Source organism: Plantibacter sp. VKM Ac-2880 (assembly GCF_015351235.1).
In the GTDB taxonomy this organism is placed as follows: Bacteria; Actinomycetota; Actinomycetes; order Actinomycetales; family Microbacteriaceae; genus Plantibacter.
The window spans coordinates 244752-270974 of record NZ_JADKSJ010000002.1; the positions used below are offsets into that span (position 1 = coordinate 244752).

General features: G+C 69.7%; 24 protein-coding genes. 8 read left to right on the top strand and 16 right to left on the bottom strand.

Annotated features, from left to right (window positions below):
* Positions 1-5: 5 nt before the first annotated feature.
* The 6 genes from ITJ57_RS13355 to ITJ57_RS13380 all read right to left on the bottom strand — a co-directional run bounded on the left by ITJ57_RS13355 (position 6) and on the right by ITJ57_RS13380 (position 5689).
* A complete protein-coding gene (locus ITJ57_RS13355) occupies positions 6-314 on the bottom strand; it encodes a thiamine-binding protein (protein WP_194670603.1) in 309 nt (102 codons plus the stop codon).
* A gap of 3 nt (positions 315-317) precedes the next feature.
* A complete protein-coding gene (locus tag ITJ57_RS13360) occupies positions 318-1553 on the bottom strand; it encodes a glycosyltransferase 87 family protein (protein WP_228507411.1) in 1236 nt (411 codons plus the stop codon).
* A gap of 91 nt (positions 1554-1644) precedes the next feature.
* The gene (locus ITJ57_RS13365; protein ID WP_194670605.1) at positions 1645-3186 is read right to left on the bottom strand and encodes an FAD-dependent oxidoreductase; all 1542 of its coding nucleotides are present in this window, start codon (positions 3184-3186) and stop codon (positions 1645-1647) included.
* Between the two features lie 57 nt (positions 3187-3243).
* On the bottom strand, positions 3244-4131 hold the full coding sequence (locus ITJ57_RS13370; protein WP_194670606.1) for an FAD:protein FMN transferase: 888 nt from the start codon (positions 4129-4131) through the stop codon (positions 3244-3246).
* Positions 4132-4151: 20 nt separating this feature from the next.
* Positions 4152-4679: an FMN-binding protein gene (locus ITJ57_RS13375; RefSeq protein ID WP_194670607.1), complete on the bottom strand. Its 528-nt coding sequence runs from the start codon at positions 4677-4679 to the stop codon at positions 4152-4154.
* Between the two features lie 146 nt (positions 4680-4825).
* Complete coding sequence (locus ITJ57_RS13380; protein WP_194670608.1) at positions 4826-5689, bottom strand: ADP/ATP-dependent (S)-NAD(P)H-hydrate dehydratase; 864 nt, start codon at positions 5687-5689, stop codon at positions 4826-4828.
* 103 nt (positions 5690-5792) lie between these two features.
* Here ITJ57_RS13380 and ITJ57_RS13385 point away from each other — a divergent pair, with 103 nt between their 5' ends.
* Positions 5793-6869 (top strand): NADH:flavin oxidoreductase/NADH oxidase, encoded by a 1077-nt coding sequence (locus tag ITJ57_RS13385; RefSeq protein ID WP_194670609.1) that lies wholly within the window; start codon positions 5793-5795, stop codon positions 6867-6869.
* A gap of 75 nt (positions 6870-6944) precedes the next feature.
* Here the strand turns inward: ITJ57_RS13385 and ITJ57_RS13390 are convergent, their stop codons facing one another.
* The 3 genes from ITJ57_RS13390 to ITJ57_RS13400 form a co-directional block, all read right to left on the bottom strand.
* Positions 6945-7994 carry a hemolysin family protein gene (locus ITJ57_RS13390; RefSeq protein WP_194670610.1) on the bottom strand — a complete coding sequence of 350 codons (1050 nt, stop codon included), beginning with the start codon at positions 7992-7994 and terminating at the stop codon, positions 6945-6947.
* Positions 7991-9310 (bottom strand): hemolysin family protein, encoded by a 1320-nt coding sequence (locus ITJ57_RS13395; RefSeq protein ID WP_194670611.1) that lies wholly within the window; start codon positions 9308-9310, stop codon positions 7991-7993. The genes ITJ57_RS13390 and ITJ57_RS13395 overlap by 4 nt, the downstream gene beginning before the upstream one ends.
* A 149-nt stretch (positions 9311-9459) precedes the next feature.
* Positions 9460-10773 carry an MFS transporter gene (locus ITJ57_RS13400; RefSeq protein ID WP_194671453.1) on the bottom strand — a complete coding sequence of 438 codons (1314 nt, stop codon included), beginning with the start codon at positions 10771-10773 and terminating at the stop codon, positions 9460-9462.
* 204 nt (positions 10774-10977) lie between these two features.
* Here ITJ57_RS13400 and ITJ57_RS13405 point away from each other — a divergent pair, with 204 nt between their 5' ends.
* The gene (locus ITJ57_RS13405) at positions 10978-11823 is read left to right on the top strand and encodes a LysR substrate-binding domain-containing protein (RefSeq protein WP_056012604.1); all 846 of its coding nucleotides are present in this window, start codon (positions 10978-10980) and stop codon (positions 11821-11823) included.
* A gap of 12 nt (positions 11824-11835) precedes the next feature.
* Here the strand turns inward: ITJ57_RS13405 and ITJ57_RS13410 are convergent, their stop codons facing one another.
* Together ITJ57_RS13410 and ITJ57_RS13415 are read right to left on the bottom strand one after the other, a co-directional pair.
* Positions 11836-12135 carry a hypothetical protein gene (locus tag ITJ57_RS13410; RefSeq protein ID WP_194670612.1) on the bottom strand — a complete coding sequence of 100 codons (300 nt, stop codon included), beginning with the start codon at positions 12133-12135 and terminating at the stop codon, positions 11836-11838.
* A gap of 61 nt (positions 12136-12196) precedes the next feature.
* On the bottom strand, positions 12197-13636 hold the full coding sequence (locus ITJ57_RS13415; protein WP_194670613.1) for a GuaB1 family IMP dehydrogenase-related protein: 1440 nt from the start codon (positions 13634-13636) through the stop codon (positions 12197-12199).
* Between the two features lie 134 nt (positions 13637-13770).
* Here ITJ57_RS13415 and ITJ57_RS13420 point away from each other — a divergent pair, with 134 nt between their 5' ends.
* On the top strand, positions 13771-17529 hold the full coding sequence (locus tag ITJ57_RS13420) for a multifunctional oxoglutarate decarboxylase/oxoglutarate dehydrogenase thiamine pyrophosphate-binding subunit/dihydrolipoyllysine-residue succinyltransferase subunit (RefSeq protein ID WP_194670614.1): 3759 nt from the start codon (positions 13771-13773) through the stop codon (positions 17527-17529).
* Positions 17530-17638: 109 nt separating this feature from the next.
* Positions 17639-19342, top strand: a complete 1704-nt coding sequence (locus ITJ57_RS13425) for a sodium:proton antiporter (protein WP_194670615.1) — start codon at positions 17639-17641, stop codon at positions 19340-19342.
* Positions 19343-19358: 16 nt separating this feature from the next.
* Here ITJ57_RS13425 and ITJ57_RS13430 read toward each other — a convergent pair whose 3' ends face one another.
* On the bottom strand, positions 19359-19610 hold the full coding sequence (locus ITJ57_RS13430; RefSeq protein WP_056012616.1) for a zf-HC2 domain-containing protein: 252 nt from the start codon (positions 19608-19610) through the stop codon (positions 19359-19361).
* Positions 19607-20296: a sigma-70 family RNA polymerase sigma factor gene (locus ITJ57_RS13435; RefSeq protein ID WP_370582398.1), complete on the bottom strand. Its 690-nt coding sequence runs from the start codon at positions 20294-20296 to the stop codon at positions 19607-19609. The genes ITJ57_RS13430 and ITJ57_RS13435 overlap by 4 nt, the downstream gene beginning before the upstream one ends.
* A 43-nt stretch (positions 20297-20339) precedes the next feature.
* On the opposite strand from ITJ57_RS13435, the gene aroA reads away from it, so the two are divergent.
* The 3 genes from aroA to bcp are packed head-to-tail and all read left to right on the top strand — an operon-like array spanning position 20340 to position 23255.
* Complete coding sequence (gene aroA, locus ITJ57_RS13440) at positions 20340-21689, top strand: 3-phosphoshikimate 1-carboxyvinyltransferase (protein WP_194670616.1); 1350 nt, start codon at positions 20340-20342, stop codon at positions 21687-21689.
* A 4-nt stretch (positions 21690-21693) separates the two neighbouring features.
* A complete protein-coding gene (gene rsgA / locus ITJ57_RS13445; protein ID WP_056012622.1) occupies positions 21694-22761 on the top strand; it encodes a ribosome small subunit-dependent GTPase A in 1068 nt (355 codons plus the stop codon).
* A gap of 14 nt (positions 22762-22775) precedes the next feature.
* A complete protein-coding gene (bcp, locus tag ITJ57_RS13450) occupies positions 22776-23255 on the top strand; it encodes a thioredoxin-dependent thiol peroxidase (protein WP_194670617.1) in 480 nt (159 codons plus the stop codon).
* 24 nt (positions 23256-23279) lie between these two features.
* On the opposite strand, the gene ITJ57_RS13455 is transcribed toward bcp, so the two are convergent.
* The gene (locus tag ITJ57_RS13455) at positions 23280-23705 is read right to left on the bottom strand and encodes a hypothetical protein (RefSeq protein WP_194670618.1); all 426 of its coding nucleotides are present in this window, start codon (positions 23703-23705) and stop codon (positions 23280-23282) included.
* Positions 23706-23898: 193 nt separating this feature from the next.
* On the opposite strand from ITJ57_RS13455, the gene ITJ57_RS13460 reads away from it, so the two are divergent.
* Entirely contained in the window at positions 23899-24147 is a 249-nt protein-coding gene (locus ITJ57_RS13460; protein WP_056012627.1) for a WhiB family transcriptional regulator, read from the top strand.
* 90 nt (positions 24148-24237) lie between these two features.
* On the opposite strand, the gene ITJ57_RS13465 is transcribed toward ITJ57_RS13460, so the two are convergent.
* Entirely contained in the window at positions 24238-25737 is a 1500-nt protein-coding gene (locus ITJ57_RS13465) for a PAS domain-containing sensor histidine kinase (protein ID WP_194670619.1), read from the bottom strand.
* Between the two features lie 139 nt (positions 25738-25876).
* Positions 25877-26212 (bottom strand): Lsr2 family protein, encoded by a 336-nt coding sequence (locus tag ITJ57_RS13470; RefSeq protein WP_194670620.1) that lies wholly within the window; start codon positions 26210-26212, stop codon positions 25877-25879.
* Positions 26213-26223 lie beyond the last annotated feature (11 nt).

Genomic DNA, 26223 nt, shown 5'->3' on the forward strand with positions numbered 1-26223 from the left:
CGGGATCAGCCGTCGTTGTCGAGTGCGGCGTCGAGCCGATCGAGCTTGGCCGTCAGCTCACCCGTGTAGCCGGGCCGGATGTCGGCCTTCAGGACGAGGGAGACGCGGCTCCCGTAGGCGCCGACCGCCTCGGTGGCGTCCTTGATGACGGCGAACACCTCGTCCCACTCCCCCTCGATCGTCGTGAACATCGAGTCGGTGTGGTTGGGCAGCCCCGACTCGCGGACGATGCGGACGGCCGCGGCGACGGCGTCGTGGACGGAGCCGTCCGACTTGCCGGTGCCGCTGGGTGCGACGGAGAAGGCGACGAGCATGGGTCACTCCTTGAGGGTTCGAGCGTGGACACGGACGGGAGCCGGAGACGACACCGCGTCGTCCTCGGGGTGGGCTGGTGCGAAGAGCGCGTGGACCGCCCACCCCGCGAGGACGAGGTAGGCGAGGTTGCGGACGGTCAGCACGGTCACGAGTACGGGGTCGACGTTCAGCAGCCACAGGTACAGGTACGGGTACACGAGCTGCGTGAGTGCCGCGATCACCAGGGTGATGACCGCCGGTGCGATGAAGCGCCGACGCTGGAGCACGAGTCCGAGGATCACCGGTGCCGCCAACCACATCGCGAACTGCGGCGACCCCACCTTGTTGAAGACGATGAGCGTGAGGACGAACAGGAGCGCCAGCGGTGCCAGCACGGTCACGAGGGGGCGCCCGGTCCGGACGGCGAGGACACCCAGCAGCACCACACCGGCGACGGCGATCGCGAGCAGCGGCGTCATGACGGCGATCGCGGTGTCGACGCCGGGACCGGTCACCTGGAACGTCAGGATGTCGCGGTCGTAGTAGACGAAGCTCTGCGGGACGCGCAGCACGGCCAGCCAGAGGTAGGCGTTCCCGATGAGGGACTCGATCTGCAGGCCACGACCGGTCTGCTCCGTGACGAAGCTCACGGCGTTCGCACCGCCGAGGAGGAGTCCCACCCCGAGCACGACCGCCGAGGTCGCCGCAGCGGCGGCCACCACCCGTCCGCGGTGCCGATGGGCCAGGACGATCGCGCCGACGAGCGCCGCCGGCCAGATCTTCATCCAGGCGGCGATCGTGAGGAGGACGGCGGCGACGCGCGGGCGCCCGGCGACCCAGAGCAGTCCGACGATCGCGATCGGCACGGTCACCGAATCGATCCGAGCGAGGGCGATGGGTCCGAGCAGCAGTAGGAACGCAAGCCACCACCCCGCCGCGATCAGCCGCGGGCGCGAGTGACCGTTGCCGAGCAGCACGGCGAAGGCGCCGGCGTTCAACACACTCACCATGAGGAGCCACCCGACGCCGTACCCGGCGCTACCGAGCAGGAGCGGGATCAGCATCGGCACGATCGCGAGGATCGGGTAGACCCAGGGTGCGTCGACGGCGGGGATGGGGCCGCCGGAAGTCGCCTGCTCCACCCACGGACGGTAGACGAGGACGACGTCGCCCAGTGGGAGCCCCTCAGCCACGAGGCAGAGCCAGCCGACCAGGAGGTGCACGAAGCCGAACCCGCACCAGAGGACCCAACGCCGCATCACGTGCACCATCCTAGGCTCGCGCACGGCATCGGGGCCGATCCGCCACTCGCGCGGCGTTCGACCCCGATGGGTGTGGCCTGGGTGCCGATCAATACCCGCTGAAGGCGTCGGTGTGGACCCGCCCCACGCCGATGCCGCGGAGCGCGGGCTTCAGGGCGTCGACCATGGCCGGCGGCCCGGAGATGAAGACCTCGCGGGAGGCCAGATCCGGGACTGCCTCGGCGAGGCGTCCGTGGTCGAGTCGGCCCGGGCCGAGGGTGCGCCATCCCGAGGGCAGCGCGGCGTCCGCCGGCGGCCCGACCACGAGCACCTGGGTCCCCCAGGTCTCAAGCTCTGCGGCGTAGGCGAGCTCCTGCGGATCGGACACGACGTAGACGAGGACGATGTCGCGCTTCTCGGCTCGCAGATGCAGCCGGGACAGCTGGCTGGCGAACGGCGTGATCCCGATCCCGGCGGCGATCAGCAGGACGGGCTTGGCCGGATCCTTCGGCAGGACGAAGTCGCCCCACACCCCGGTGGCCGAGAGGCTCGCGCCGACGGGCAGCGCGCTCAGCGCGCGCTTGAAGCTGCTGGCCCGCTCCGGGACCCGCATCGCCACGCGGATCGTCCGATCGTCGTCGGGCGGTGACGAGATGCTGAACATGCGCCGCGAGCCCCTGACGTCCGCACCGCGGTGCGGCAGCGACAGCTCCAGGTACTGGCCGGCCGCGAAGGGCACCGGACGCTTCGAGCTGAACCGGTACTCGACCGCCGTCGGGGTGAGCGTGCGCGTCCCCTCGAGCGTCAGCCGCATCCCGCGGCGACGGGCGACCGCGAACGCGAGCACGTTGCCCACGATGAGCGCGAGTTCCGGGGTCGACGCCACCTGACCGAGCATGAACGGGATGGAGAACAGCACCGCGACGATCGCTGCCTCGCCGAGCTGCTGCCAGCGCCGGGGCGGCAGGGTCAGCGGTTCGGTCAGCATGAACGCGGCGAGGAAGAGGATCGGGTAGGACGTGAGCGGGGCGAGCAGCGCCGGCCCCACGTCCTGGCCACCGACGACGAGTCGGACGGTCACGAGCGCCCAAGAGAGCACGATGAAGACGAGTGCCATCGTGAGTCGCTTGGTGCGGATGAGGACCAGGCCGCCGAGGACGACCACCGCGGGCAGCAGCCACGGGTTGGCGACCCACCAGACCGACGGCGACACCCCGGGGAGGACGACGTAGCTCGCGAGCACGCTCGACACGAGGGCGGCGAAGGCGGCCGGGTTGAAGACGTGCCGGCCGCGGATCGCGAGCAGGTACTTCGACGCGGACCCGACCGTGGCCGCCAGAGCGATCCAGGCCAGTGCGGCCGGATCGCTCGTCGGCCACAGGATGAAGAACAGCAGGAGCGAGGTGATGATCGACGACTCGCTGTGCGGGCGCACCTGGAACAGGGCGCCGAACAGACGGTTCGTCAGGTACCCGACGACGAGCAGTGTGGCCAGCGTCGCGAGCAGGTCGAGCGGTTTGTAGAACACCTGCCCGAAGAGGGACAGCACGAACGCATAGATCGCGAGGGTGCCGAGCGAGAGCGTCACGAGGCGGTACATGGTGACCCGTCCGAGGACGGTGTCGAAGAAGTAGCCGATGCGGCCGTTCATGTGCGGTCTGCTTTCTGGAAGGTGGTGGCGCCGGAGCGATGCACGACGGCGCGTGACTCAGGTGAAGAGCTCGCCGGGGAAGCCGGCGGACCGATCCGTGAGGCCGCTGGTGAACATGCGGACGCTCTCGCAGGCGAAGGCTCCGCTGAGCGACTCGTGATCGGTGAAGAACAGCGCGGTGGCGAGGCCGTCCGCGAGCATCGCCTGCCCGGCGGTGACCCAGGTCGCCGCCACCGTCACCGTCGGTTCGCCCGTCCGGCCGTCGATCACGTGGTGGAGCCCCTCGCCCCAGGCGCGGCGATTGACGGCCGACGCGCAGAGGGCGCCTGATCCGATCGTCGCGACCCCGATGGCCTTCCGGGGGTCGTAGGGATGCTCGAGTGCGATCCGGAGCGGTTCCGGGGCGCTGCTCCCGTGTTCGTGTCGCAGGTCGCCCGAGGCGTCGATGGTGAAGGCCTCGTGCCCGTGCTCGACGAGGACGTCGGCGACGAGGTCGACGAGTCGGCCCTTGCCCGCCGCGCCGATGTCGATCACGAGCGGGCGGTCGGTCTCGAGCACCTCGCCGTCCCACCGGGCCACGTCGTCCCAGGCCGGAGCGGCGAGCGCCGGCCCCTGCGGGACGAGCGTGTACGCGGCGTCGTACCCGAGCCGTTCGAGGGAGGCCCCGATGAACGGGGTCATGGCGCCGCCGGTGACGTCGTGCAGGCGGCGGTAGGTGTCGAACAGGGCGATCGCGTCGTCCCTGGCGTCGTCCGGGAAGGCTGTCGAGACGGGGCCCTGGGCGAACCGGGCGACGAACGCGTCGCCGCGGAACCGCGACCAGGTGCGGTCGAACCGGTCGATGCGGGCGGCGACGGCCTCGGCGGTCTCCGGCTCGAGCGGCAGCACGGTGTCGAGCTCCCAGCCGGTGCCGATCGCGTCGAAGCGCAGCGTCGTCTCGCTCATCGTCCGGCCGACCTGGCGGCTCAGCCCTTCGCTTCGGTCTTGATCGTGTCGATGGCGGCGTTGAACCCGCCGCTCGTGAGCGAGGAGCCGGCGACCTTGGAGACCTTGAGGCCGTCGATGTCCTTGCCGACGACCTCGCCGGCGATGCCGGAGATGAACTCGGCCTGGTAGCGCTTGCTGTTCGCGCTCTCGGCGTGCGAGACGACGTCGACGGCGGTGACCTTGTCCTCGGCGAGCGTCACCGTCACGGTGATCGACTCGGTGCCGTTCGGCGACTGGTAGCTGCCGTCGGCGGTGTAGGAGCCGTCCTTGTAGTCGGTCGAGCCGGATCCCGTCGCCGCACCGGTGTCGCTGGTGGCCTCCGGGGTGGACGAGCTCTTGGCGTCCGGCGTGGTGGTCGTGGTCGTGCTCCCGGCGTCGGCTGCGGAGCATCCGGCGAGGCTGCCGATGAGGGTGAGACCGGTGAGCGCCGCGAACGTCGTCTTCTTCGCGGCCACGGACAGCCGTGGCGTCCGTGCGGGGAGCTGGGTGGTGGTGGGGTTGCGCATCGTTCAATCTCCTCGGGCGATGTGGAGGCCGGGTGCCGGCCACCGCGGCGAGATCCCTGCCGCGGTGGCTTCAGTGTCCTGAGCTTCCCTATGGGCCAGCTATGAGCGTTCTGGGAGTTGTCCGCCGCCTGTCGGATGACGCGGGTTCAGGCGAGGAGACCGTGCACGACGCCTCGGACCGCCTGAGCCACGTCCAGCGCGGCCAGCGGCCCGTCGGCGGCGGCGGCATCTCCTGCGGCGGCGTGGATGAGCACCCCGCTCGCGGCGATGCTCGCGAGCGAGGCCGGGTCGGCGAGGACGCGTTCCGCGTTGGTGGCCACGAGCGCCCCGATGATCCCGGCCAGCGCGTCGCCGGTGCCGGCGGTCGCCAGCCAGGGCGATCCTCCGGCGACCGTGATCGCCTCGCCGTCCGGAGCGACGACATGAGTGGTCCCGCCCTTCAGCACCACGACGATGCCGAGCCGGGCAGCGACGTCCGCGGCGTACGGCACCGGCTCGGCGCGGATCGCCTCGACGTCGGCCGGACTCCCCAGGCCGCTCAGCATGGTCGCCAACTCCCCGACGTGCGGCGTCGCGACGATGCGCCACGACTCGTCGACCCCGAACGCGCGCTGGTGGGCCCCGGCAGCGACCCGACGGAGGGACCCGGCGTCGGCGACGACCGGTTCACCGCCGTGCAAGGCGCCGTCGAGGAGCGCGCTCTCGGCGCGGGTCAGCTTGCCGGGATCCATGCCGGAGCCGATGAGCCAGGCCTGGACCCGGCCCTCCGCCGTCACGATCTCCGGCCGTCGCTGCAGCACGAGCTCGGTCGGGCGGTCCGCGCCGAGGTACCGGACCATGCCGACGCCGGTGCGGATCGCCGCCTCGACACCGATGACGGCGGCGCCCGGGTAGTGGTCGGATCCGGTCACCACCCCGAGCACGCCGCGAGAGTACTTGTCCGATTCGGCGTCGGGCACGGCGATCCAGTGACGTGCGTCGGCAGGGGTCCAGTGTCGGGGTTCGGCCATGCCTTCACCCTAGCCAGTCACCGCCAGGCGGGATGGGAATCGCAGCGACCCCCGCGACGTTGCGCCAGAGGCGACACCCGGTCGCCCGCCCCAGAGGAGTTCCGTGCCAGCACTGTTCGATCCGATCACCATCCGCGACCGCAGCATCCCCAACCGCCTGTGGGTCGCCCCGATGTGCCAGTACAGCGTCACCGCCCGGGACGGCGTCCCGACCGACTGGCACCTCATGCACCTCGGCCAATTCGCTGCGGGCGGCTTCGGACTCGTCATCTCCGAGGCGGCGGCCGTCAGCCCCGAGGGTCGGATCACCCCGCAGGACGCCGGGATCTGGAACGACGAGCAGCGTGACGCCTGGCGCCGCATCACCGCGTTCATCGCCGAACAGGGCGCCGTCCCCGGCACCCAGCTCGCGCACGCCGGCCGGAAGGCCTCCACCTTCGCCCCGTGGGGCACCGACGCCACGGGGAGCGTCCCGCTCGACCAGGGCGGCTGGCCGACGGTGGCGCCGTCAGCCGAGGCGTTCCCGGGGTACGACGTCCCCACCGCGCTCGACGAGCCCGGCATCGACCGGGTCGTCGACGACTTCCGCGCGGCGGCGGTCCGATCCGTCGACGCCGGCTTCCAGGTCGTGGAACTGCACGCCGCGCACGGGTACCTGCTCCACCAGTTCCTCTCCCCGCTCGTCAACCACCGCGAGGACGCCTACGGTGGGTCGCTCGAGGATCGCGCCAGGCTCCTGCTCCGCGTCGTCGAGGCCGTCCGTGTGGTCCTGCCCGACGGCATGCCGCTGTTCATCCGGTTCTCCGCGACGGACTGGGTGGACGACGGCTGGGACGAGCACCAGACCGCGACGGTCGCCGCCTGGTGCGCGGAGCGGGGTGCGGACTTCTTCGACATCTCCACCGGCGGTGCCGTTGGTGGCGTCCGGATCCCGCTCTCCCCCGGCTACCAGGTGCCGTTCGCGGCGCACATCGGTTCCACCGGTGTCGACACCAGTGCGGTGGGACTCATCACCGACGCCCAGCAGGCCGCGGCGATCGTGGCCGACGGTCAGGCGGAGGCGGTCATGGTCGCGCGCGAAGCCCTGCGGGACCCGCACTTCGCCCTCCGCGCCGCCTCGGAGCTCGGTGTGGATGTCGCCTGGCCCGGCCAGTACGAGCGGGCGAAGCCGCGCGGCTGACCACTCGACCCACGCGAGGACGGCCCGCACGCGATCGCGTGCGGGCCGTCCTGCCGTCTGCGTGGGCGACGCCGGTCAGCGGCGCCTCGTGGCGTCCTGGACCTCTCCGACGAGTTCCTCGATGATGTCCTCGAGGAAGAGCACTCCGGTCGTGGCTCCGGCCTCGTCGAACACCCGCGCCACGTGGGCGCCGGAACGACGCATGGTCGTCAGGGCGTCCTCGACGTCCGATCCCTCGAACACGGACACGAGCTGACGGATGTGCTTCGCCGGTACTGGGCGCTCTTCGTCGCCCGTGCCGTCGAGGTCGTCGTACCGCAGCACGTCCTTGAGGTGGAGGTAGCCGATCGGGACCGACTCCTCGTCGACGATGACGTACCGCGAGTAGCCGTACTTCGCGACCGCGCGCTCGACGTCGGAGGGGGTGGCCTCCTCCGTCAGCGTGATGAGGCTTGTGAGCGGTAGGGCCACGTCGTGGACCTTCTTCTCGGTGAACTCGAACGCCGCGACGAGCGCGCCGGTGGCGTCCGTGAGCACCCCCTCGCGCGTCGACTGGTCGACGATCGTCGCCACCTCGTCGAGCGTGAAGGCGCTGGCCGCCTCGTTCTTCGGCTCGACCCGGAACAACCGCAGCACGGCGTTCGCGATCGCATTGAGCGAGACGATGATCGGGCGGAAGACCCGTGCGACGAACACGAGCGGTGGTGCGAGCAGCAGCACCGCTCGGTCGGGGATCGAGAAGGAGAGGTTCTTCGGCACCATCTCGCCGAAGACGACGTGGAGGTAGGACACGAGCAGCAGCGCGATGATGAACGCCACCGTGCCGATGGTCTCCTCCGGCCAACCGGTGAGCGCGAGCGGCACCTCGAGGAGGTGGTGGATCGCGGGTTCCGAGACGTTCAGGATCAGGAGCGAGCAGACCGTGATGCCCAGCTGGCTCGTCGCCAGCATGAGCGTGGCGTGCTCCATGGCCCAGAGCGCGGTCTTGGCGCTCCGGCTGCCCTGCTCCGCGAGTGGTTCGATCTGCGAACGGCGTGCGGAGATGACCGCGAACTCGGCGCCGACGAAGAAGGCGTTCGCGAGCAGCAGCACGACGAGCCAGGCGATTCCTGCCCAGTCGCTCATGCGTCACCACCTTCCTCCGGGGGGACGGGTCTCGGGGTGAATCGGATCCGGTCGATGCGGCGGCCGTCGAGTCGTTCGACACGGAGGGTGCCGTCCTCGAGCTCGATGACGTCGCCGGAGACGGCGAGGCGTCCGAGCTCACTCATGACGAAGCCGGCGACGGTCTCGTACGGGCCGTCCGCCGGCACGCGCACACCGGCGCGCTCGAGGAGTTCGTCGGGACGGAGGCTGCCGGGGAAGGTGGTGGAGTCCCGCCCGCGGACGACGCCGGCCCGTGACCGGTCGTGTTCGTCGGCGACCTCACCGACGAGCTCCTCGACGAGGTCCTCGAGGGTCGTGACGCCGGCGGTGCCGCCGTACTCGTCGACGACGACGGCCATCTGGTAGCCGCGCCCGCGCAGTTGCGAGAGCAGGACGTCGAGCTTCATCGTCTCGGGGACGCGCAACGCCGGCGACTGCAGCGCCGAGACCGGCACCTGACCGCGCCGGTCGCGGGGCACCGCGATGGCCTGTTTGACGTGCACGACACCGGTGATGTCGTCGGCGTCGGCGTCGGTCACCGGGAAGCGGGAGTGCCCCGTCGCCCGTGCGAGTGCGAGCACCGCCTGGGCGGGCTCCCCCCGCTGGATCGAGGCGACGCGAGGGCGCGGCGTCATGACGTCGGAGGCGTCGAGGTTGGAGAAGCGGAGCGTGCGGTTCAACAGGGTCGCGGTGTCGGCCTCGAGGGTGCCCTCGAGCGCCGAGCGCCGCACGAGCGAGGAGAGTTCCTCGGCCGTCCGAGCCCCGGACAGCTCCTCCTTGGGTTCGATGCCCATCGAGCGCAGGAGCCCGTTGGCACTGCCGTTCAGGACGACGATGGCCGGCTTGAACACCCAGGTGAACGCGGTCTGGAACGGCACGACGAACTTGGCCGTCTGGCGTGGCAGCGCGAGCGCGAAGTTCTTCGGGACGAGCTCGCCGACGATCATGCTGAGCAGGGTGGCCACGGTGACGGCGACGATCGTCGCGACGACCGCCACGACGGCCTCGGGGATGCCGAGTGCTCCGAGCGGACCGGCGAGCATCGAGGAGAGCGCCGGCTCCATCGTGTACCCGGTGAGCAGGGTGGTGAGGGTGATGCCGAGCTGCGCGCTCGACAGGTGCGTCGACGTGATCTTGAGTGCCGCGATCGTCATCGTCAGGCGGCTCTCACCGCGATCGCGGCGGGCCTCGAGGTCCGCGCGGTCGAGGTTCACGAGGGCGAACTCGGAGGCGACGAAGAAACCGGTGCCGATCGTCAGGACGAGGCCGACACCGAGCATGATCCACTCAGACATGCCGGTCCTGTCCGAGCCGGCCGGTCGAAGCCGGACGGAGGGGACGACCGCCGGATCGAGCCGACGGCGCAGTGGGTCGGATCAGGTCGAAGCGGGGATGGTGGCCGGGGGATCTGTCTGAAGGAGGGTCGTCCATTGTGCGGACGAGTCTATCGGACTTCCGTCGCCGTGGACCCCGGATTCCCGGGGTTCTTCTCAGCTTCGACGGTGCCGGAGCGACGCCCTGCGGCCCGTGCCCGGCGGCGGCGCACGAGGAGGAACCGCAGGCCGATGAACCCCGCCGCGAGCGCCGGCACCCCACCGGACACGATCATGCCGACGTGCGCTCCGGCGGCCTCCACGAGCCACCCCATGAGCGGCCCGCCGATGGACTGCCCGCCGAGCAGGACGAGGATGTACAGCGACATCACTCGACCGCGGATCGCCACGTTCGAGGACAGCTGGACGAGCGAGTTCGCCGCGGTGATGAAGAGCAGGTTCGCGACGCCGCCGGCGACGAGCAGGAGCGCGAACGGGATGAGCACGGGCATGGTCCCTGCGGCTGCCTGCAGGACGCCGACCGACGCCGCCGCCACGATCACGATGCGGAGGTTCACGCCTCCGCGCCGTGTCGAGGCGAGTGCGCCGGTGAGCGCGCCGACCGCCACGAGGGAGTTGAGGAGTCCGTAGCCGCTCGCACCGATGTCGAAGACGTCCGAGGCGTAGGCCGCCAGGAGGACGGGCAGGTTGAAGGCGAACACCGACATGAAGGCGACCATGATGACGGTCCACCGGATCGCCGGCTTCCGCATCGCGTAGCCGAGCCCCTCCTTGAGCTGCCCCTTCGCCTTCGCGAGCACGGGGGTCGGGACCAGCTCGGAGACCCGCATGAGGGCGAGCGTGAGCACGACGCCCGAGCAGGCGAGGGCGTTGATCGCGAACGACCAACCGGACCCGACGGCGGTGATGAGGATGCCGCCGACCGCCGGTCCGACGAGCTGCCCCAGTTGGAACACGGCGGAGTTCAGGCTGATCGCGTTGCGCAGTCTGGCGGGCCCGACGAGTTCGTTCACGAACACCTGTCGTGCCGGGTTGTCGACGACGGTGACGAGTCCGAGCATGAACGCGATGACGTAGATGTGCCACACCTCGACGGCGCCGCTCAGCGTCAGGATCGACAGCGCCACGGCGAGCGCGGCGGCGAGCGACTGCGTGATCATGAGCAGCACCCGCTTGGAGTACCGGTCGGCGATGACCCCGCCGAGCAGGCCGAAGAGGAGCATCGGCGCGAACTGCATCGCGACGGTGATGCCGACGGCCGCGACGCTGCCGGAGAGTTCGAGGACGAGCCAGTCCTGCGCGATGCGCTGCATCCCGATCGCGGTCGTGGCCACGATGTGCCCGATCGTGAAGAGCCGGAAGTTCGGGACGCGGAGCGAGGAGAAGGTGTCCCGCCAGGCGGGACGCTCCCCCACGATCGGCATGGGTGCGGTGGGTGGCGGCGGAGCGACGGCGGTGTCGGAGGGAGGGGTCACGGGGAGAGCCAGCGTTTCGTATGTCGAGTGCGTGTCGTATGGGTGGAGCCCGGCCGGGGCCGGTGGCTCCCCTCCACGCTATTGCCGAGCCCGCCATTTCCGAGCAGGATGGTCCCTATCAGTCCTATTCGATTCCCGAATGATCGGTGAACCATGTTCGACCCGGCGCTCCTCCGCACCTTCCTGGCCGTCGCCGAGACGCGGAACTTCACCCGGGCCGCCGCGCAGCTCGGGTTGAGCCAGCCGACGGTCAGCCAGCAGATCCGCCGCCTCGAGGAGGCCGCCGGACGCTGGCTCGTCGTCCGCGACACGAGGGCCGTCCGGCTCACCGACAACGGGGACGCGATGGCCGGGTTCGCGCGCACCATCCTCGCCGCCCACGCCGCGGCCGAGAGCTACTTCACGGGCTCGGCGATGAGCGGACGCCTCCGCTTCGGCGCGGCCGACGACCTGGCGATGACCCAGCTCCCCCGGATCCTCCGCCACTTCCGGCAAGGCCACCCGCAGCTCAACCTCGAACTCACCGTCAACCAGAGCGGGCCGCTCTACCGGCGCTTGAAGGCGGGCGCCCTCGACCTCATCTTCATCAAGATGCATCCCGGCCAGAACGAGGGGAAGCTCGTGCGGACCGACTCGATGGTCTGGGTGGGGCTCGAGAAGACGGCGATCGAGCCCGGGCAGCCGATCCCCCTCATCGCCTACCAGGACCCGAGCCTGTCGCGCCAGCTCGCGATCGACGCGCTCGAAGCGGCCGGGCGCACCTGGCGGATCACCTGCAGCACCCGCGAGGTCAACGGCGTACTGGCCGCGGTCCGCGCCGGCCTCGGTGTCGCGGTCTTCCCCCGCAGCCTGATCCCGAGCGACCTTGTCATGCTGAGCAACCGACTCGAGCTGCCACCCCTCGGAGGCGTCGACTTCACGCTGCTCGCCAACCCTCTGGCCGCCTCGGGCCCGGTCGAAGCGCTCTCCTCGGCGATCATGGACCGATCGCTCGCCTGACGCCGGCGACGGTCACACCGTGACGGGGGCGGTCTCCTCGGTGAACGGCGCCGGGATCAGGTAGGTTTCGCGAACCTCGGCGGACTCATGCGGGCCACTGCCGTCCGGGGCGACGAAGGGTTCGTCGAACTCGACGATCCACGTCGTCAGCCGGTCGGTCCACACAGAGATGAAGGCCGCAGCGCGCTGTCGGCCCGGAGCGACGATGACGCCGGACACGCGGGCCCCCGTCGACGGATCCGTCTCGGGGTCCACGAGCACCAGCACCTGCATGCCGACGCCGAACCCGTGCTCGCGCTTGTCCATCACCATGCGTCCATCATCCCATCGCGCCCGTCGGCGGCGCATCGGACCGGGCACCCCTCGACGTGGATCACCAGGAGACCGGGAGCGCCTTGCCCTCCTCGTACCCGGCCGCCGACTGCACGCCGACGATGGCACGCTCGTGGAAGCCGGGGACCGTGTCGGCACCCGCATAGGTGAACGACGAGCGCACGCCGGCGGTGATCATGTCGAGGAGGTCCTCCACGGACGGCCGGAGCGGGTCGATCATGATGCGCGAGGAGGAGATGCCCTCGGCGAAGAGCGTCTTGCGGGCCAACTCGAACGGATCGAGCCGACCGAAGCGCTCGTGGACGGCCTTCGTCGACGCCATCCCCCAGCTCTCCTTGTAGATCGATCCGTCGGCGGCGCGCTGGAGTTCGCCCGGGGCCTCGATAGTGCCGGCGAACCAGGAACCGATCATGACGGAACTCGCACCGGCGGCGAGGGCGAGAGCGACGTCGCGCGGGTAGCGGACCCCGCCGTCGGCCCAGACCGTCGCGCCGAGGGCCCGCGCCGCGGCGGCCGTCTCGAGGACGGCCGAGAACTGCGGGCGCCCGACGGCGGTCATCATGCGCGTCGTGCACATCGCGCCGGGGCCGACGCCGACCTTGAGGATGTCGGCACCGGCGTCGACGAGGTCCTGCACGGCGAGGGACGAGACGACGTTGCCTGCGACGATCGGGAGGCCGAGGTCGAGCGCCCGGACGGCGGCGATGGCCCGGAGCATGCCCTCCTGATGCCCGTGTGCGGTGTCGATCACCAGGACGTCCACGCCGGCTGCGGCGAGCGCCTTCGCCTTCGCCGCGACGTCGCCGTTGATGCCGACGGCCGCTGCCACCCGGAGGCGGCCCGACGCGTCGAGCGCCGGCGTGTAGATGGTCGACCGGAGTGCACTGGTGCGGCTCAGCGTGCCGACGACTGCACCGTGGTGCAGCACCGGCGCGAACTCGACGTCCGCCGCGACCATGAGGTCGAAGGCTGCTCGGCCACCGGTGACGTCGTCGGCGTCGATCGAGGCCAGCGAGCCCCGCGCGAGATCGCCGAGTCGTGCGTCGGGCAGTGCCGTGGCGAGTCGGGCGGCGGGGATGCAGCCGGCGAACGCGTCGTGCTCGTCATGGAGCACGATGCCGTGACCGGCGACCGCGGGGATGAGCCGCAGGGCCTCGGCGGCCGTCTGGTCGGCGCGCATGATCAACGGGGTATCGAACGCGACGGGCTGCGCCTTGACCCAGCGGATCGCCGCGTCGAGGTCTTGGAGCGGCATGTCCTGGGGCAGGACCCCGAGCCCGCCACGGCGAGCGAGCGCCGCCGCCAGACGCGGCCCGGTGACGGAGTTCATGTTCGCCGAGACGATGGGGATCGTGGCACCGGTGCCGTCGTCCGGAGCCAGGTCGACGTCGAGCCGGCTCGTGATCGCCGAGCGGCTGGGGACGAGGAAGACGTCCGAGTAGGTCAGGTCGTGGCTGGGAATCTCACCGATGAACCGCATGAGAACACCGTATCCCGAGCGGCGTCCGAGCCGCGCCGACGGCGGAATGGGTTTAGGCTTGATGACTGGATCGTGCGGGCATGTTCCCTGCCCGCAAACAGCAAGAATTCAACGGAGAGAGTGGGCGATCGACGGTGTCGAGCCAGATGACCGGAGTGGGCGCCGAAGACGGCGCAACGAACGAATTCGGAGCCAATGAATGGCTCGTCGACGAGATGTACGAGCAGTACCTCGTCGACAAGGATTCCGTGGACCGCTCCTGGTGGCCGATCCTCGAGCACTACCGACCGGTGAACGGTGCCGCCCAGGGAACGACGGGCGACCAGGCCGGTGCTGCGGGCGGTGGGGGCTCCTCCGCTCCAACGGCCCCCGCCGAGGACGCCGCCAACCGCGTCAACCCGCCGACGGCTCCGATCCAGGTCATCGGCGCCCAGCCGGTGGCCCGCACGACCTCGGTGCAGGCGAAGCCGGCCCCGATCCCGGCCGACGCCCCCATGACGAGCCCGAACCAGGTCCAGCAGCCGAAGAGCGACCAGACCGAGCCCGCTCCCGAGGACGTCGACAAGGTCACGGTCCTGAAGGGCATGGCCAAGTCGCTCGCCACGAACATGGACGCGAGCCTCACGGTCCCGACGGCGACGAGCGTGCGCACCATCCCCGCGAAGCTGATGATCGACAACCGCATCGTCATCAACAACCACTTGAAGCGCGCCAGAGGCGGCAAGGTCAGCTTCACCCACCTCATCGGTTGGGCGCTCATCCAGGCGTTGAAGGACTTCCCGAGCCAGAACGTCTACTACGAGGAGGCCGACGGCAAGCCGACGGTCGTCGCGCCCGCCCACATCAACCTCGGTATCGCCATCGACCTGCCGAAGCCCGATGGTTCGCGCGCCCTCATGGTGCCCGGCATCAAGCGCGCCGACACGCTCACGTTCAACGAGTACCTGTCCGCCTACGAGGACCTCGTCACCCGCGCCCGCAAGGGCAAGCTGACCGGGGCCGACTTCCAGGGCGTCACGATCTCGCTCACGAACCCCGGCGGCATCGGGACGGTCCACTCGGTCCCACGGCTCATGAAGGGCCAGGGCTGCATCATCGGAGCCGGCGCCCTCGAGTACCCGGCGGAGTTCCAGGGCGCCTCCGAGCGCACGCTGAACGAGCTCGCGATCGGCAAGACGATCACGCTCACGAGCACGTACGACCACCGCGTCATCCAGGGCGCAGGCTCCGGCGAATTCCTGAAGGTGGTGCACGAGCTCCTCATCGGCAGCCGCAGCTTCTACCAGGACATCTTCGCGGCCCTCCGCATCCCCTACGACCCGATCCACTGGTCGCCCGACATCAGCGTCGACCTCGCCGACGCCGTCGACAAGACCGCCCGCGTCCAGGAGCTCATCAACGCGTTCCGCGTCCGCGGCCACCTCATGGCCGACATCGACCCACTCGAGTACGTGCAGCGCTCGCACCCCGACCTCGAGATCGAGACCCACGGACTCACGTTCTGGGACCTCGACCGCGAGTTCGTCACGGGAGCCTTCGGTTCGGCGCGGACGGCCAAGCTGCGCGACATCCTCGGTGTCCTGCGTGACTCCTACTGCCGCACCACGGGCATCGAGTACATGCACATCCAGGACCCCGCGCAGCGCAAGTGGATCCAGAGCAAGGTCGAGCGCAAGTACGAGAAGCCGACGCATGACGAGCAGATGCGCATCCTCGGCAAGCTCAACGAGGCCGAGGCCTTCGAGACCTTCCTGCAGACGAAGTACGTCGGTCAGAAGCGCTTCAGCCTCGAGGGCGGCGAGTCGACCATCGCCCTCCTCGACACCATCCTCCAGGGTGCCTCCCAGGCCCAGCTGGACGAGGTCGCCATCGGCATGGCCCACCGCGGCCGCCTCAACGTCCTCACGAACATCGCCGGCAAGACGTACGGTCAGATCTTCCGCGAGTTCGAGGGCACGCAGGACCCGGCGAGCCACGGTTCCGGCGACGTGAAGTACCACCTCGGCACAGAGGGCACCTTCAAGGCCGAGGACGGCCGCGAGATCCCGGTCTACCTGGCCGCGAACCCCTCGCACCTCGAGGCCGTCAACGGCGTGCTCGAGGGCATCGTCCGCGCGAAGCAGGACCGCGGCCCCATCGGCGCGTTCGGCACCCTCCCGATCCTCATCCACGGTGACGCGGCGATGGCCGGGCAGGGCGTCGTCCTCGAGACGATGCAGCTGTCCCAGCTCCGCGGCTACCGCACCGGCGGCACGGTCCACGTCGTCATCAACAACCAGGTCGGCTTCACCACGCCTCCCGGCGAGGGCCGCTCCTCCATCTACAACACCGACGTCGCGAAGACCATCCAGGCACCGATCTTCCACGTGAACGGCGACGACCCCGAGGCCGTCGTCCGGGTCGCGGAGCTCGCCTTCGAGTACCGCCAAGAGTTTAAGCGCGACGTCGTCATCGACCTCGTGTGCTACCGCCGGCGCGGCCACAACGAGGGCGACGACCCGTCGATGACGCAGCCGCTCATGTACAGCCTCATCGAGGCGAAGCGCTCCGTCCGCAAGCTGTACACCGAGGCGCTCGTCGGCCGTGGCGACATCACCGAGGAGGAGTACGAGGCCGCACACCGCGACTTCCAGGACCGCCTCGAGCGCGCCTTCATGGAGACGCACGCCGAGCAGACCTCGCCGACGCCGATCCCGACGGAGGTCCTCGACGAGGACGGCTACTCCGGCGAGCTCGAGACGACCGGGGTCTCGGAGGGCGTCGTCCAGCTGATCGGCGACGCGTTCAACAACAAGCCGGCCGGCTTCACGGTGCACCCGAAGGTGCAGCAGCTGCTCGAGAAGCGCCTCGACATGAGCCGCAACGGCAACATCGACTGGGGCTTCGGCGAGCTGCTGGCCCTCGGGTCCGTCCTCATCGAGGGCACGCCGGTGCGCATGTCCGGTCAGGACTCCCGCCGCGGCACCTTCGTGCAGCGTCACGCCGTCCTCCACGACCGGGTCAACGGTCAGGAGTGGCTGCCGCTCGCGAACCTCAGCGACAACCAGGCGCGGTTCTGGATCTACGACTCGCTGCTCAGCGAGTACGCGGTCATGGGCTTCGAGTACGGCTACTCGGTCGAGCGGGCCGACGCCCTCGTGCTGTGGGAGGCGCAGTTCGGTGACTTCACCAACGGCGCGCAGACCATCATCGACGAGTTCATCTCCTCCGCCGAGCAGAAGTGGTCGCAGCGGTCGAGCGTGACGCTCCTCCTCCCCCACGGCTACGAGGGGCAGGGACCCGACCACTCCTCCGCGCGGATCGAGCGGTTCCTCCAGCTCTGCGCGGAAGACAACATGACCGTCGCGCGCCCGTCGACCCCGGCATCGTACTTCCACCTGCTGCGCCGTCAGGCGTACGCACGCCCGCGCCGCCCGCTCGTCGTCTTCACCCCGAAGGCGATGCTGCGGCTGCGCGGCGCGACCAGCCCGGTGGCCGACTTCACCTCGGGTCGCTTCGAGCCGGTGATCGACGACGCCAGGATCACCGACAAGGCGGCCGTCAAGCGCGTGCTGCTGCACTCCGGCAAGATCCACTACGACCTGTTGAGCGAGCTGCAGAAGCAGCCGAACGAGGAGATCGCCCTCGTCCGTGTGGAGCAGTTCTACCCGGTCCCCGCAGCGGAGCTGAACGCGGTCGTGGCCCAGTACCCGAACGCTGAACTCGTCTGGGTGCAGGACGAGCCCGAGAACCAGGGCGCGTGGCCGTTCATCTGCCTCGAGGCCGCGAAGCACCTCGAGGGCCGGACGATCCGCAACGTGTCGCGGACCGCCTCCGCGTCGCCCGCGACCGGTTCCGCGAAGCGCCACGCCGCTGAGCAGGCCGAGCTCCTGCGCACGGCGCTCGCGCTCTGACGCGACAGCTGAAGACGAAGGCCGCCCGTGGAAACGGGCGGCCTTCGTCGTCAGCGAGACGACAGCGATCCGTGGGTGGTCGGTGAGCGAGCGCCAATAGGCTGACGCCATGGACTTCGCATTCCTCGCCGTCGTCGCGGTGGTGACCATCGTCGCGGTGGCCCGCTTCGCCACCAAGCTGCGCGTGGCAGCCCCGCTCATCCTCGTCCTCGTCGGCCTGGCGCTCAGCTACCTGCCGTTCGTGCCGGACGTCGAGGTCAAGCCGGAGTGGATCCTCGCCGGCGTGCTGCCCCCGCTGCTCTATTCGGCGGCGGTCAACGTCCCGCTCGTGGACTTCCGTCGCAATCTGAAGGCGATCTCGGGGCTGTCTGTCGTCCTCGTCGTCGTCTCGTCCGTGCTGATCGGCCTCATCCTGTCGACGATCCTGCCCGACCTCAGCCTGGCCGCCGGCATCGCCCTCGGTGCGGTCGTCAGTCCGACGGACGCCGTCGCCGCGACCTCGATCGGGAAGCGGCTCGGCATGCCGCCACGCCTCGTCAGCGTGCTGGAGGGCGAGAGCCTCGTGAACGACGCGTCAGCGCTCGTCCTCCTCCGCTCGGCGATCGCGGCGACCGCCGGATCCGTCTCGCTTTGGGGCGTGATCGGCGACTTCGCCTACGCCGTCGCGTTGGCCATCGCCATCGGGATCGTCGTGGGGTTCGTGACCGTCCGCATCCGCTCGCGGCTCGGGGATCCCGTGCTGACGACGGTCGTCTCGTTCGCGGTGCCGTTCATCGCCTACCTCCCGGCCGAGCACTTCCACGCCTCCGGCGTGCTCTCCGTCGTGGTCGCCGGGCTCTACACCGGTCACCAGAGTGCGAAGTACTTCACCGCTCAGGACCGCATCAGCGAGCGGATCAACTGGCGGACCACCCAGTTCCTCCTCGAGAACGGCGTGTTCCTGCTCATGGGACTGGAGCTCGAGGCCATCGTCTCGCAGGTCGAACAGGACGACCTCGGCGTCTGGCCGTCGATCGGCCTCGGACTCCTGACCGCCTGCACGCTCATCGTCGTGCGGATCGTCTTCGTCGGCGGCCTCGTCTGGTCGTTGCGTCGGGACGAACGCGAGGCGCTGTCGCGGCGACCGAAACTCGACGAGTTCTCGGCACGGCTGGAGGACCACCCCTCGGAGAACCCCCGGTCCGCCAGACGGAAGGCCGCCTTCACGCGGTCGATCGCCCGCCGGAGCGCCGACCTCGACTTCCTCCAACGCGAAGGCCTCGGCTGGAGGGGTGGAGCGGTCCTCGCCTGGGCGGGGATGCGCGGCGTCGTCACGATCGCGGCCGCGCAGTCGCTCCCGCTCGAGACTCCGTACCGAGCCGAGTTGGTGCTCATCGCCTTCACCGTCGCGATCGTCACCCTGCTCCTGCAGGGCGGCTCGCTGCCGCTCGTCATCCGGCTGAGCCGGGTGGGCGGCACGGATCAGGAAGCGGCGACGGCGGAGCTGGCGGGCCTCGTCGAGGAGATCTCGACCGTCGGCGTCGCTGCCCTCGACGACCCGCAACTCCAGACCGACGACGGCGAGCCGTTCGACCCCGCCGTCGTCGACCGGGTGCGCACCACCAGCCTCATCCGCGTGGAGTCGGCTGCGGAGCGCACGGACGCCGGCGTCGGGCCGCATGAGCAGTACCGCCAGCTCAGGCGGCGCGTGCTCGACGCCGAACGGGACGCCCTCCTCGACGCGCGCGCGACCGGGAGCTACCCGTCAGAGGTGCTCGCGAGGGCACAACGCATGCTCGACGTCGAGGAGTCACGCCTCGACGGTGCCGGATGAACCGGAGGGACCGGGGTCAGGCGCTCTCGTGCGCGGCCTGGGTGGCACGCAGGGAGGCCAGCACCTGGTTCTTGAGGTCCTCGGGTGCCGTCTCCTTGCAGGCGCGCTGCACGGCCTCGGTCAGCGTCTGGGCGACCAGCGCCTCGTTCTGACACTCGGGGCAGCTCGCGAGGTGCTCGCGGATGTCCGCGGCCTCGGTCTTGCACACCTCGTGACGGAGGTACTCCTCGAGGTCCTTCTTGGCCTTGTCGCAGCCGCAGTCGCTCATTTCTTGCTCCCCTGCTTCGTCACGCTGAAGCCGCGTGATTCGGCGTAGTCGGCCAACAGGTCGCGCAGGAGTCGTCGGCCACGGTGCAGACGACTCATCACGGTCCCGATGGGGGTCTTCATGATGTCGGCGATCTCCTGGTAGGCGAAGCCCTCCACGTCGGCGAGGTACACCGCGAGGCGGAAGTCCTCCGGGATGGCCTGCAGTGCGTCCTTGACGTCGCTGTCCGGCAGGTGATCGATCGCTTCGGCCTCGGCGGACCGGCTCGAGGTGGCGCTGATCGACTCGGCACCGCCCAACTGCCAGTCCTCGAGGTCGTCGATGGTGCCCTGATACGGCTCGCGTTGCTTCTTCCGATACGTGTTGATGTACGTGTTCGTGAGGATGCGGTAGAGCCACGCCTTCAGGTTGGTGCCCTGCTCGAACTGCGCGAACGCGGCGAAGGCCTTCACGAACGTCTCCTGGACCAGGTCCTGAGCGTCCGACGGGTTCTTCGTCATGCGCATGGCAGCGCCGTACAGCTGGTCGATGAACGGCAGTGCCTGTGCTTCGAACAGTGATCGGGGGTCCGGCTCGGCCGGAAGGGGTTCTGGGTCGACGGAGGTCATCACCGGCCAGTCTACGGCCAGCGCCAGACGGCCGTGATCGGCCTCGGTCACCGGTCGTTCCAATACCGCTGTGGACATCCGTTCCTCCTTCTGCTCGTGACCCCGACTACTGTTGGAACCAATGTTGACCAATCCGTATTCCGCACCAGATTTCGACGTGTACGGCGATGCCGAACCCGAGCACGACGACGCGGCCTGGCCGGCACCCGTCGCAGGTGGGCCGGTCGATGCGTCCGTGTCACTTCCGGGGTCCAAATCGCTCACGAACCGGGAGCTCGTCCTGGCCGCGCTGGCCGACGGCCCCTCGCTGCTGCGTGCTCCGCTCCATTCGTTGGACAGCACCAACATGGTCGAGGCGCTCCGTGCCCTCGGCACGACGATCGTCGAGCGCCCGGCGACGGGCGCGTTCGGCGCCGACTGGCTCGTCACCCCCGGTGAGCTGTTCGGGAGCACGACCGTCGAGTGCGGTCTCGCCGGCACCGTGATGCGGTTCGTCCCGCCCCTCGCCGCCCTCGCCCTCGGTCCGACCGTGTTCGACGCGGACCCCTCGGCCAGGAACCGGCCGATGTCCACGATGATCACCTCCCTGCAGGCGCTCGGCGTCGACATCAGCGACGACGGACGGAAGGCGCTCCCCTTCACCGTGCACGGCACCGGCGCGATCGCCGGCGGGAAGCTCACGATCGACGCCTCGTCGTCCAGCCAGTTCGTGTCGGGCCTGTTGCTCGCCGCACCGCGCTTCGAACAGGGTCTCCACCTCGTCCACGAGGGCGAACGCCTGCCGAGCCTCCCCCACATCGAGATGACCATCGCCGCGCTCGCAGCACGCGGGGTCACGGTCGAGCAGCCCGCCGTCGGCGAATGGGTGGTCGCTCCAGGGACGATCGCCGCGCGCGACGTCGACCTCGAGCCCGATCTCTCCAACGCCGCCCCGTTCCTCGCCGCGGCGCTCGTCACGGGCGGCAGCGTGACCCTCCGCGGCTGGCCGGCGTCCACCACGCAGGTCGGCGCCGACCTGGCCGAGCTGCTCCCCCGCTTCGGTGCGACCGTCACCCTCGAGGGCGACCGTCTGACCGTGACGGGTGGCGAGCGCATCACCGCGGTCGACCTCGACCTCACCACAGGTGGCGAGCTCGCACCGGCCCTGACCGCCCTCGCGGCACTGGCCGACGGTCCTTCCACGATCACCGGTATCGGGCACATCCGCCATCACGAGACCGATCGCCTCGCGGCCCTCGCGACCGAGATCAACAAGCTCGGTGGAGCCGTCACGGAACTGCCCGACGGCCTCCGCATCGAGCCGCGTCCCCTCCACGGCGGCGAGTGGTCGAGTTACCACGACCACCGCATGGCGACCACCGGCGCGATCCTCGGGCTCGTCGTGCCCGGCATCACCATCGAGAACATCGCCACCACCGCCAAGACGCTCCCGCAGTTCACCGAGCTGTGGCACGCGATGCTCGGAGCCTGAACCGATGAGCTGGTGGAGCGACGACGCCGATGACGACGACGACCGACTCGAGATCGACGAGTCGAGCATCAGGATGCGGCCGAACCCGAAGGCGAACCGCCCACGGACGAAGACGCGGCCCGAGCACCTCGATGCGCTGACCGCCCGAGTCCTCGCCGTCGACCGGGGGCGGTACACCGTCCTCCTCGACGAGGGGACGCCGGACGAGCGCGTGCTGACGTCCACCCGCGCCCGTGAACTCCGCAAACAGGCCATCGTCACCGGCGACCGCGTGGACGTCGTCGGCGACACCTCGGGCGCCGAGGGCACGTTGTCCCGCATCGTCCGGATCGTGCCGCGGACCACGCTCCTCCGCCGGAGCGGTGACGACACCGACGCCATGGAACGCGTCGTCGTCGCGAACGCCGACCAGATGCTCATCGTCGTCGCTGCGGCGAACCCCGAGCCGCGGGCACGCCTCGTCGACCGCTACCTGGTCGCGGCCTACGACGCCGGGATCACCCCCATCCTCTGCATCACGAAGACCGACCTGCAGGATCCCGACGAGTTCCTCGCGAACTTCGCCGGGCTCGGGCTCCGCGTGTTCCGCAGCCGAGAGGACGACGTCCCGCTCGCGGAGATCACCGAGGCCCTCGTCGGCCACGACACGGTCTTCGTCGGCCACTCCGGCGTCGGCAAGTCCACCCTGGTCAACGCGCTCGTGCCCACGGCCGAACGCGCGACTGGACATGTGAACGTCGTGACCGGTCGCGGGCGCCACACCTCCTCGTCGACGGTGTCGTTGCGGATCGAGAGCCCCACGGGTTCCGGATGGGTCATCGACACCCCCGGCGTCCGTTCGTTCGGCCTCGGGCACGTCGACACGGCGAACATCCTGAAGTCCTTCACTGACCTCGCCGAGATCGCGCTCGAATGCCCGCGCGGCTGCACCCACCTGCCGGACGCACCGGACTGCGCGATCATCGAGGCGGTGGCCGAAGGGCGACTCGGCGAGAACGGGCCGGCGCGCCTCGACTCCCTCCAACGACTGCTCGGCACCTTCGCCACGATCAAGGCCGACCAGTACTCCTGAGTAGGCTGGTGGACATGCCCGAACCCATCCGTCTGTCCGCCGGCGACCCGGCTCCCACGTTCACCCTCACCGACCAGGACGGCTCGTCCGTGTCGCTCGCCGACTTCGCCGGCCGACGGGTCATCCTCTACTTCTACCCCGCCGCCATGACGCCCGGCTGCACGACGCAGGCCTGCGACTTCCGCGACAACCTCGCGTCGCTCGCCGGTGCCGGGTACGTGGTCCTGGGTGTCTCGAAGGACTCCGTCGAGAAGCTCAAGGCGTTCCAGGAGGAGGACGGGCTCACCTTCCCGCTCCTCAGCGACCCCGACCTGACGGTGCACCGGGCCTACGGCGCCTACGGCGAGAAGAACTCGTACGGGCGCATCGTCACCGGCGTCCTCCGCTCGACGTTCGTGATCGACGAGGCCGGCGCCATCTCCCTGGCCCGGTACAACGTCAAGGCCACCGGACACGTGAAGAGCCTCCGGAAGGCACTCGGCCTCGACGCCTGACGGGCAACCGGTGGCCCGTCGCGCTCAGAGCTCGCGGCGGGTCACCGCGGCGACGGCGGGCGTGAACAGGAGCCCGAGGACGACGAGCGACGGCACCAGCAGGCACCAGCCGATGGCAGGCTGCGCGAAGACCCCCTGGAACGCGCCGACCGCCACGGCGATCTGCACGAGCTGCCAGGTGACCGCGCCACCGCGGATCCAGCTCCGTCCGCGCACGGCCCCGAGCGCGAGAGCGGTGACGAACGCCGTGGCGATGAGCAGGATGACGAAGATCGCGAGCGCGCTCGTGAACGAGGCCGGTGTCGCCGCGACCAGCTCGAACAGGAACCACGCGGAGAGCCCGATCATGAACAGCGCCTCGACCACGAGGAGGGCGACGAAGGCCAGCACCGCGGGGTGACGACGTCCCTGAGGGTTCGGAGCGGAAGCGGTGTTGCGGTCGGTACTCACAGGGTTCACCCAAACTTGACTATTGATTTGCTCTTACCGATATGAAACCATGTTTGAGGCCGACATGAGGTCCACGAGGGTGTGGACAGATCCCGATTCCCGGACGATCATCCCCCTCGCATTTCGGCTTTCCCTTCCCGAGACCCCTCACTCGGTTGAAGACATCTCACCATGCAATAAAAGGAGCTCCCCTATGGATTGGCGCGATAAAGCTGCCTGCCTGACCGTCGACCCGGAATTGTTCTTCCCGGTCGGGAACACCGGTCCGGCGGTCGATCAGATCGACAAGGCGAAGGCCGTGTGCGCCACCTGCAGTGTCACCGAGCTCTGCCTCCAGTACGCGCTCGAGACCGGCCAGGACTCGGGTGTCTGGGGCGGCCTCAGCGAAGACGAGCGTCGCGCACTCAAGCGCCGCGCAGCTCGCGCCCGCCGCGCCTCCTAGCCACGAACGGGAACCCCGGTGCCGATCACGGCACCGGGGTTCCCGCATGTCCAGGGGCGGTGGCCCCGAGCGGCGGCCTGCGATTCGACCTCAGCTCTTGGCGACCCAGCGCATCGGGATCGCGATCGTGACCTCGGTCCCGCTGCCCATCAGCGTGTGCCAGTCGATGGTCCCGCCGAGCTCCCCCTGGATGAGCGTGCGGACGATCTGCGTCCCGAGGCCTGAACCGACCTTGCCCTCCGGCAGGCCGACCCCGTTGTCGCGCACCTGGACGCTCAGCAGCTCGTCGGTCCGGTCGGCGGTGATCTCCACGTCGCCGTCCCGCCCGTTGAGGCCGTGCTCGACGGCGTTGGTGACGAGCTCCGTGAGGGCCAGCGCGAGCGGCGTCGCGTACTCGCTCGGGAGCACCCCGAACGAGCCGGAGGACTTGGGCCGGACGGTGGTGTTGTGCGAGCTCGCGACCTCGGCGACGAGCAGCAGCACACGCTCGAAGACCTCGTCGAAGTCGACGTTCTGGTTGAGGCCCTCGGAGAGCGTGTCGTGGACGACCGCGATGGCCGCCACGCGCCGCATGGCCTGGGTGAGGGCGTCGTGCGCGTCCTCGGAGTGCGTCCGCCTCGCCTGGATCCGCAGGAGCGAGGCGACGGTCTGCAGGTTGTTCTTGACCCGGTGGTGGATCTCGCGGATGGTCGCGTCCTTGGTGATGAGCTCCTGCTCCTGGTGGCGCAGTTCACTGACGTCGCGGCAGAGGACGATCGCACCGACGCGCTCGCCCCGGCTCCGCAACGGGATCGCGCGGAGGGACACCGTCACGCCCTTGTCCTCGATGTCGGTGCGCCAGGGAGCGCGCCCGGTCACGACGAGCGGAAGCGACTCGTCCACGGTGACCGTCCCCGTGCCGGAGAGCAGGTGCGTGGTGACGTCCGCGAGCGATTCGCCTTCGAGTTCCTCGGCGAAACCGATGCGGTTGAACGCGGAGAGCGCGTTCGGGCTGGCGAAGGTGACCGTCCCGTCGACGTCGAGTCGGATCAGCCCGTCGCTGGCGCGCGGAGCACCTCGGCGGGGGCCGGTCGGCGCCCCGAGATCGGGGAAGTCACCAACCGCGATCATCTCGAACAGGTCGCTCGCGCAGTCGTTGAAGGTGAGTTCCTGACGGCTCGGGGTTCGTGCTTCGCCGAGGTTCGTGTGTCGGGTGATGACCGCGATCGGCCCTTCGGCGTTCGTCTTCTCGGTCGGCGAGATCCGGCGTGCGACCGGCACCGCGCGCACGCGGGTCGGGGTCTCCTCGTACCAATCGGGTGCGGACGATTCGATGATCCGTCCGCTCTCGAAACAATCGGTGACCTGCTTGCGCCATTCCTGCTTGATCGACTGACCGACGAAGTCGCGATAGAAGAGGGTGGCGGCACTGGACGGCCGCGAATGCGCGACGGCGATGAAACTCCCGGAATCCGTCGGCACCCAGATGACGATATCCGCGAAAGCGAGGTCTGCGAGGAGTTGACTGTCTGCGAGCAGCATATGCAGCCACTCGACGTCGGCCGCACTGGAGCGGCCCTGGGCGAGAACGAGATCACTGAGCGTCGACACGTTTCCAGTCTAGGCTCGGGCGGCGTGCATCGCGTGCGGGCCGACTCCCTGGGTGGAGCCCGCACCGGCCTGCTCGGCATACGACGACGGCGCTCGGTACCACGGGGGTGGACCGAGCGCCGTCGTCAGGCGCGAGGAGCTAGTTGGCTGCGCGGTAGGCGTCCTGGACGGCCTGCGGGATGCGTCCACGAGAGGAGACGGCATGCCCGTTCTTCGCAGCCCACTCGCGGATCGCGGCGAGGTTCTCCGCGCTGTTCCGCGTGCTCGTACCCGAGGTGCGACGGCCACGCTTGACCGGACGGCCAGCACCGATGAACGGCTTCAGCGATTCGCGGAGGTTCTTCGCATTGTCGGCACCGAGGTCGATCTCGTATTCGGTTCCGTCGATGGCGAAACGTACGGTCTCACCCGCGCCGGCGGCGAGTTCACTGCCGTCGAGATCATCGATGTATGTGGTGGTGACTTTCTGAGCCATGGGGGTCCTCC